At 41.8% G+C, this 8052-nt stretch carries 3 protein-coding genes; all 3 read right to left on the bottom strand.

What is annotated here, in order from left to right:
* Positions 1-5165, bottom strand: a 5165-nt coding sequence (locus tag Q4600_RS14305) for a retention module-containing protein (protein ID WP_303524410.1), incomplete at its 3' end; no start/stop codon positions are given.
* Positions 5166-5555: 390 nt separating this feature from the next.
* The gene (locus tag Q4600_RS14300) at positions 5556-6728 is read right to left on the bottom strand and encodes a heme biosynthesis HemY N-terminal domain-containing protein (RefSeq protein ID WP_303517080.1); all 1173 of its coding nucleotides are present in this window, start codon (positions 6726-6728) and stop codon (positions 5556-5558) included.
* Positions 6725-7960, bottom strand: a complete 1236-nt coding sequence (locus Q4600_RS14295) for a uroporphyrinogen-III C-methyltransferase (protein ID WP_303517079.1) — start codon at positions 7958-7960, stop codon at positions 6725-6727. The genes Q4600_RS14300 and Q4600_RS14295 overlap by 4 nt, the downstream gene beginning before the upstream one ends.
* Positions 7961-8052 lie beyond the last annotated feature (92 nt).

Genomic DNA, 8052 nt, shown 5'->3' with positions numbered 1-8052 from the left:
ACTAATGCAACGTCGATAGAGCCGGCAGTCGCATCCATGTTGTCGGTGTCAGCATCGGTGACGGTTTGACCGTTTTGGTCGATAGCTGATGCGTCAACAGTGATGTCGCCATCAACTAAGCCTGAAATGTCTACGCCATCAATGCTGTAATCGCCATTGGCATCAACGGTGACACCAGTGATGATTTGCACTGTGCCGGCGCTATCGGTAAGGGTTAGCGTGACTGTGCTGTTTGGCGCGACATCAGTAGTGGTACCTGAAATGTCAGCGGTTTCTGCGCCATCGTTAATCACTAATGCAACGTCGATAGAGCCCGCAGTTGCATCTAATGCTTCAGTATCGTTGGCTGTGAGTGGATTGCCGTTAGCGTCTGTTGCAGTGGCGACAATAGTAATATCACCGTCTACTAAAGCAGATAAGTCGACATCATCAATTGAGTAAGTGCCATCAGCATTGATAATGACATCTTCGATAACAATGGTGTTACCAGCGCTATCAGTCAGGGTTAGCGTGACTGTGCCGCCAGCAGGAATATCTTGTGACGTACCTGTGATGTCACCTTGGTTAGACCCGTCGATAACTAGATCGACTGTTAACTCAGCATCGACTGCATTTAAATCTTCAGTGTCATTGGCTGACAGGGCATTACCGTTTGAATCGGTTGCTGTCGCAACCACGGTGATTTCGCCATCAACTAATGTCGATAAGTCCACATCATCAACTGAGTAAGTGCCATCAGCGTTTACTGTAATGTTTTCGATAGTGATTTCATTGCCTGCAGCATCGCTGATAACTAAGGTGACTGTGCCACCTGTTGGAATATCTTGCGACGTACCTGTGATGTCACCTTGGTTAGAGGCATCAATGATCAGATCGACCGATAGGGCACCGTCAATAGCATCAATTTCACCAGTATCATTTGCAGTTGCTGTATTTCCAGCAAGATCAGTCACTTCGGCTATTACAGAGTAATCGCCTTCTGACAGTTCATTCGGAACTTCAACTTGATAGCTGCCATCAGACTCCACAATTGCTTCAATGGTTTGCTCAACGCCATCGCTATCAGTTACAACTAAAGTAACGGTACTGCCTGGAGTTGCATCAGTTGTTCCAGTGATTAGAGGAGTATTATCACTTGCATCATCAGGAGTGCTAACAGTGATAGTTGGTGGCGTTAGATCTATATCGCCGTTGTCTTCTGCAAAGGCACCATTACCAGCACTATCGGAAACGCCAGCTACAGCAGTGTAATCGCCTTCGGCTAATGGTAAAGGAACCTCAACGCTATAAGTACCATCTGGGTTTACAATGGTTTCGATTATTTGTTCTTGGCCTGCACTGTCAGTGACAATAATTGTGACTGTACTGCCTGGTTCTGCATCTGTCGTACCAGTAATCGTTGGTGTAGTATCAGCTGAATTATCAGGTGCACTCACGGTGATCTCTGGAGCTGTCGTGTCTATATCTCCAGTGTCATTAGCACTTGCAGAGTTGCCAGCAGGGTCTGTAACAACCGCGACTACGTTATATTCGCCTTCAGCTAATGGCTCAGCTACATCAACCTCGTAACTACCGTCAGGGTTAACAATCGCCTCTAAGTTTTGTTCGTTACCTTCGTTGTCAGTAATCGTAAGCGTAACCGTGCTTCCCGGAGCAGCATCAGTTGTCCCCGTAATTGTTGGAGTAGTGTCGATGTTATTATCAGGTGCATTTACAGTAATAACGGGAGCGATAGTGTCTATTTGACCATCGTCGTTATCTGTAGCTGTATTACCTGCAGGATCAGTGACTTCTGCAACAACAGTGTAATCACCATCAGCCAAAGGTTGTGCTACGTCAACTTGGTAATTTCCATCTTCATCAACAATGGCTTCGAGTACTTGCTCATTGCCTTCACTGTCAGTGACAACGATAGTGACAGTACTACCTGGTTCAGCATCTGTTGAACCTGTAATAGTTGGCGTATCATCATTACTATTATCTGGAGCGACAACGGTAATCACTGGAGGGACGGTATCTAGTAATGCACTATCGGAACCTTCAGGACTTATATTACCGGCACTATCAATAATGGTTGCTACTACTTCAATGGTTTCACCTTCAGCAGGGGCTGGCAGTGTTAAATCTATTGAACCATTATCAATATCTTCTTGGGTTAGAATAATTTCCTGACCGTTAACAACTAAGGTATCACCAGGCTGTGCACCAGTTGTTGTTAGATCAATCGTTACAGAAACTTCAGTATTACCTGCTAATTCTTCTTCGCTGATAATGCCATCGTTATTGGTATCAGTATTAATAACCACACCAGGAGCGCCATCAGCAATAGGCGTTACTTCAATGGTCAGTGTTGCAGTGACATCGGTATTAGTAGTGTACGTAATAACAGGAACTTGGCCATTCCAATCCGCATTAGGTGTAAATGAATAGCTACCATCGCTATTTAAAACCAACACACCTTCTTCTAAAGTGACTGAGTCACCAGCATTATAGGTTTCGCCATTAACTTCAAAGCCGATAACACTTAAAACATCGTCAGTGTCTGAATCGTTATCTAATACGTTGCCTTCTGCAACCGTGTCTTCTGCGATGATGATTGCATCATTTTGCGCTTCGGTTGGGATGTCGTAATCTTCAGTTGCTGTAGCAGTGCCTTTGGCTCCATCAGTACCATAACCGTAAACAATACCTTCAATAATTGTATCAACATCATTGACTAAATCTGCAGCATCGACTTCGACAGAGAATGTCCCGTCAGATTGCATGATCGCTTGGTATTCCTGACCATTTATGGTCAGCATGATAATACCAGTAGTGATGGAAGCATCGGCGGTTACAGTACCAGTAATGGTCACTGTGCCTGTGCTTTCATCTGGTGTAAGTATGTTATCACCTGTAACAGGATCGATATCTAACGCGATAGCGGTATTATCAGGTAAGTCATTGTCATAAATACGCAAAGTTGCTTGGGTATCACCTAAAACAGCATTGGTGACATTAGATAAGTTAATTAGCGCAAATTCAGGGCTGTCTTCAACAATTAAATCATCGGTAATAGGTACAGTAATATAAGCGGTTGTCTCGCCAGGAAGGAAAGTGATTGTGCCACTGACATTGGTAAAATCTTCACCAAATAAAGCGGTCAGTTCTTCTGAGCTGTAATCAAGAGTAATAGTTTCAGTACTAGGTTCGCTCAAGGTGAGGGTGAATAAAGCAAACTCCATACCTTCAACTACAACAGCATAATCAATATCAACTACCGGTAAATTAGAGCCTTCACCATCATTATCAAAAATGGCAAATTCTAGCTCTTCATCGTAGACGTTCTCACCAGTAACAACAGCATTGAAATATTCGGTAGGCTCAATAATAGCGTCATCAAAAATAGGGACGCGGATCATAACACTATCATTACCCGCTTCAAGGGTGAAACCAAAGATAGGTCTCGCTAAGTCACCACTGGTATCTATACCTGTAATGGTCATAGTTTGCCAAGTTAGGCCACCATCATTGGAATACTCTAAAGGAACTAAGTAGTCGTCAGCATACTCCGCAATAGGGTAACCTAGCTGCTCACTTAATAACTCGCTGGTAAAGGTAATCGACAGAGCCTGGTCATCGTCAAAAGTCAGTTCACTGTTTAAAGTAAACTGGTTAAAACCGACATCTTCGAGTACATCTGGGATTTCAGCAGATAAATGCGATTTGTATTGGTCTTGAGTGGATGAAGTGACGTCTCTGAATACTGTCCAATCTTCGACGCGGTAATCAATACTTAACCCTTCCAGGTCGTATTGAGTAATGCCTTCGTTTAATATTATGACAAAGTTACCGTCACCTAGGTCTTGTAAAGTCCCAATATCTTCAAATGCGGCGCTTAGTCTAACATTGCTCACTAATAGGTTTTGGTCAATAACTTGCTGACCTACGGCACCTTCAAGTAAATCATTGGCAGAGAAAGTGATTTGGCCGTCTAATTCGTTATAGTTATAGGTGATTAATCCACCTGGTACTTCTAAAATGTCGACTGTGCGTGCATCGTGCTCATCAGGTGTTCTATCACCAGCAAGTTCATCAATGGTATCTGCAACGTGCTCCATTGCGATTGATTCGAATAAGTTCTGTTCGCTTTCCTGGCGCTCAGTATCACGAGTAAAAATAATCCCAAGTTCAGCAAGCACTTGAGAAATCATTTCTTTACCAGCGGTAGCGATATTGAGAGGCTGACCTGTAGTAGGATCGATATAATTTGCTAATGCTTCATGAACAGAAAGAAGGATATTTATATTGGTTGCGTAGCTATCATCAATATTGATTAAACTATTGGTGTTGAGTACACCGTCATCGACACCATCGGTGAGATCGTTGTCCAAGGCCTGTAAGAAGATAGCCATGTTCTCAACGTAATCCATATTGGTGTCAGATAATAAAGTCCCAGCAATATCTTGCAAGAATAAAATATCACCTTGAATAACATCTGCACTAAAGGTCGCAATGGTAACGCCACCTACCATAAAGGTAATGGTATCTCCGGGTAGATAAGCAAATGAACCTGGTTCACCAAAATCACCAGTAAAGCCAGATAGCCCTGATGAAGTCGTGAATGAAACACCGTTAACGAAGTTGTCAGTAAATTGAGCAATATTGAAATTATTATTATTTAACGCATTAACGCCATCATCACCTAAAGACAGGTTGGCAGTTAATGTTTCAGGTGCATCGAATGATGTATCAAAGCCTGCGGTGGCAATGGTTTCTGAACCTTCACGGGCAAGTGAAGCAAAGTCGCTTCCGCCTTGGTTTCCTAATGATTCGCCAGCTGCTGTTTCTGGTAATTCTTCGGTTGGGTCTTCACCTGAAAGAATAAGTGCTTGTAGGGCTTCAATCTCAGCGAGTTCTTCAGGACTCATATCCGTTGAAAATTGAGCTACTGAATCATCTGTTGTACTAGTATCGGTTTGCTCTGTATTGACGTCATCACCATTTAAAATAGTGCCGTCATCAAACGTGACTACGAATGCCAAGCCATCTGCAAAATGGAGTTCTGCTCCAGCAGGAATTGCTTCCCCAGGAAGAATACTTTTTGTTTGGTCATTGATGGTAAGCGAGATATCACCATTAGCTGAACTCAAAACACCATTTTTATTCGTTACAACAGAACTCATATTTAACTCCAAAACCCTATTTAGCAATGTATTTACATTTGCTGCATAAAAAATCACATTGCTATATTTGTCGTTATAAAATCAGCGAGAAACATTAACCGCAATATAACAATTTTAGCGTTATATGTACCGGTGGTCAATTTTTTGACCTCGGTGGAATTACCACTAAGGTAATGAAAAGATATTAAAATTAATTTTTACTTGTTAAATCAACATTACTGAGTAATTAGTCGAAATTGTTACAGATTTAATAATAAAGTATGAAGAGAACAATTTGCTGAATTAGAGGAGAATTTATACGATTCAAACGAGGGTTTAGATCGATATAGATATAAAAAAACCTGCCAATGACAGGTTTTTTGTTTAGTTAAATATTCGGTTTGCTGAATATTATTCAGTAGAATTAGCTGCTTTGCGATAGCTTTGTAATGCAGCTGTATTTTCGCCAAGCTGCTCTTGAATTTGAGCGAGTGCTAACCAATTTTCACGTTTTGGGACGATCTCGCAAACCTGTAACCAATGTTTTTTAGCTGATTTAGTATCGCGTTTTTGCTGAGCTAATTTAGCCATACATATTTGATATTCAGCATCATGTTCGTGTGTTTGCTCAAAACGCAGCAATAACTTTCTAATATCTTCATCTTCTGAATCAAGGATTAAAGGTAATACAGACAGTAATGCAGGATCATGTTCTGCTTTAAGACTCTTAGTGATGAGCTTTAAAGCATCTTTTTTTCTATCGTATTGGCATAGACCGCGAGCGTATATCGCAATCAATTTAGCTTGGTTTCTTTCCGCTTTACTCAACCAATGCCAACTCTTCTCTAATTCTTGTTCGTTGGCTTCTGTTGCCGCATTTAACAATGCTGTATTGGTTAACTGCTCAACATCAGTACATTGTTGCTCTGACACTATTTGGCGTTTGCGAATAGCGGGTAATAGAATTTTTAAGGCTTGCCAGTCTTGTTGCAACTGATAAAGATCTAGCGCTAGCTTCAATACTGGTGTTTTACTTTTACTTGTTGGGTTTAATGAATCGAGCTCTGCTCTGGCTTCGGCGAGATTCCCTTGTTGAATTAAGTAGCGCGTTTTCGAGGTGTTGACCGCTGTTTTAGTTAATGGATCTTTTGCGGCCTCGGCTAAATATTTATCACGGGCGTCAGTATTAAGCTGATGATGAGCAGCTCTTGCGGCAGCAAAAAGATTTAAAGCTGGTAGTTCGCCTTTTGCTGCACCTTTTGCCATGGCTTTTTCTGCGTTCGGCCAATCTTCTTCAGCCAGTGCGAGTGCGCCTTGAAGGGTATATTTTTTAGCTGCTTCTCTGCGCCATCTTTCAGGTAAATACCGGCTATTAATGATCACATTAAGTAAGAAAATAATCAGCCATTCTACTAACTGTAATGCGCAGTAAAACAATACTAAGCCCAGTAGGCCAAATACTAAACTGGTTTCAATTTGATATTCACCAGCAGCAATGTATACGTAACCTGTATTTCCGATAATAAACGGACTAATACAAAAACCAATTAAAATGATGATGACATAGGCCAGAACTTTAATCATAACTGCGGTTCCTCAGTTGGAACCAATGAGCCAAAGGTAATCAGTTGTTGTAACAATCGAGTTGACTCAAAATTGGTATGTTTAACTTGCTCAATTTTGACAGTGATTAACGCATCTAACGCTGTCATTGCTTCTTGGGTTTTGGTTTCTTCTAAATCAAAATATTGTTGAATCCAAGTTCGAGCAAACCCAATTGATTGTCGGTAGTTCACTTCATCATGTTGGTATAAAGCAAGCTGCGCCTGTAAGAGTTTATTGCGAATATTCTCAATTAAGTACCATTGTTGATCTGGCGCCAGTAACGGCTCTAAATCTGTGGTGCGTTTACGAATAGTAATGAAACCATCGGTGACTGAGTGCCAGGTTTTAGCAAGGTTACTTTGCCAATCATCTAATGAATCCGTCATTACATGCTGCTCTGCCAAGTCTTCTGCTGACTGCGCTTTAGCGCGGTTTAACGGCAAGCTATCCAGCTGGATTAAAATGCTATCGATAGTATAGATAGTACCGGCTACATCTGTGGTTTTAATCGCATTGGTTTTGGCTAAGTCGTGGGCAAGAGCTCGGCGTATAGGTAGCAGTGCAGGGTCTTTCATTGCTTCAATACGGTCATCCGCAGAACTTAATAGGCTGGCCGCTGTTTTAGGGTCATTTTCAAGCCATAGCTTTCTTCCCGCCATACGGACTAAGTATTCAGCTTCCGATGCCATCCAATGGTTTGGATTGCGTTGAGCAATAGTGGCCACACGCTCTTGTAATTGTTGATGTGATTTAGCCAGTTGATTTTGCTGCTGGTAAGCCAAGCTATCATTTTGCTGTTGTATTTCTAACTCAGCGATACGTCTCTTGGGCTCTATTAGGGCTTCAGTCACTTCATTGCTGATAGCTTGAGTCTGTTGATTTTGAGTTTGCAGTTCAATTTTTTGGCTTTCAAGTTCAACGAGCAACAGGTAACTAATGCCAATGCCAGCGAGTGCAATGATGAGGCATAATAAAATGCTCAATCTTACCCACCACGAACTTTTTCTATTTGAAGTAGATGCTGCATCGTCACTATGACTTTCAGTGTCGACGATCTTAGTTGATGAGGGGGGAGTTGATTGAGCCGTTTGCTTAGTACTTGGAGTGGTACTGGTTTCAAGTTCAGTCGAAGACTCAGCCTCATTATTCACTGATTCAGCGGTTGAATCCTTGGTATTTAATTGACTTGAGTCTTGCTTATTGTTTTCCATGAGCTGTCCTTGAGTGCCTAGTGTGGCTATTTACTAGTGCGACCATTTACTGCGCGACATAAATATCGAGTGATAGGGTACAAGTCTGGCAG

This window comes from Shewanella sp. 2_MG-2023 (assembly GCF_030548905.1).
Lineage (GTDB): Bacteria > Pseudomonadota > Gammaproteobacteria > Enterobacterales > Shewanellaceae > Shewanella > Shewanella electrodiphila.
Note: the sequence above shows the minus strand (reverse complement) of the source record. Positions and strands in the feature narration are given on the sequence as shown.

What these genes read in the sequence shown, in the direction of transcription:
- Q4600_RS14300 (WP_303517080.1), bottom strand. Translation starts at nt 6,728, where the DNA reads ATGATTAAAGTTCTGGCCTATGTCATCATCATTTTAATTGGTTTTTGT.
- Q4600_RS14295 (WP_303517079.1), bottom strand. Translation starts at nt 7,960, where the DNA reads ATGGAAAACAATAAGCAAGACTCAAGTCAATTAAATACCAAGGATTCA.